Origin of the sequence: Corynebacterium tuscaniense DNF00037 (genome assembly GCF_000759055.1) — a bacterium.
Lineage (GTDB): Bacteria > Actinomycetota > Actinomycetes > Mycobacteriales > Mycobacteriaceae > Corynebacterium > Corynebacterium tuscaniense.
This window is the reverse complement of the sequence record NZ_JRNG01000070.1, coordinates 1-685: the sequence shown is the minus strand read 5'-3', so window position 1 is coordinate 685 and position 685 is coordinate 1. Positions and strand designations below refer to the sequence as shown.

Sequence of the window (685 nt, the reverse complement as noted above, 5' to 3'; positions counted from 1 at the left end):
CGCGGCGCTGCTCGATGACCCGCAGGCGGGCCTACGGTTCGCGGAGCAGGTTATGCGTGCTGTCCCGACCAGCTGGCCAGGGATGCGCGCGCAGCTCACCACCACGGTTGCCGTGCTCGCGCACGCCACAGGCCAGCCGGGACTAGCTGGCGTGGCCGCGCACCGAGCCACCGAGATCGGGCCAGACGAGAACTTCCCGTCGTTGGTGGCGAAGCTGACCGACATCGGCCAAGGCGAGCGGATGGTCGAACTCGTCCGCGAGGGCGCCGAGAAGACCCGCACGATCTTGTTCACCGAGTAGCACCACACACCCCGTTGCAGCGATGCAACGGGGTTTCTTTTTTTCTCGTCGGCCGTGGCTTGCGACAGCAGACACTTCAACGAGGCAGGGGAGCGACCCCTAGACAGCAGAGCTGTCTCCAACAGACGGATTGACCACCAATCCGAACAAGGAGGCACGTGATGCGCGACATCACCCACACCGACCTGGAACTGCTCTACCAGCTCGCCGACGGTATCGACGGCGAGGACGCCGATCCGGGTGCAGCACAAGAACTGCGCGACCTAGAGGCGGCAGGCACGCCGCTGCCCTGGGCAGTGTTGTAACGACAGCGCAACCCCCCGCAGCAGCAAAGCAGCTGCTTCAACACCCACATTGCACGGCAATTCACACCCACTCACGTAA

At 64.5% G+C, this 685-nt stretch carries 2 protein-coding genes; both read left to right on the top strand.

Annotation, left to right across the window (positions count from 1 at the left end):
- The first annotated feature begins 52 nt into the window (after window positions 1–52).
- Entirely contained in the window at window positions 53–301 is a 249-nt protein-coding gene (locus HMPREF2129_RS10375; RefSeq protein ID WP_232218154.1) for a hypothetical protein, read from the top strand.
- Between the two features lie 161 nt (window positions 302–462).
- Window positions 463–606, top strand: coding sequence for a hypothetical protein (locus tag HMPREF2129_RS11200; RefSeq protein ID WP_016456431.1), 144 nt, complete (start codon window positions 463–465; stop codon window positions 604–606).
- The last annotated feature ends 79 nt before the right edge of the window (window positions 607–685 follow it).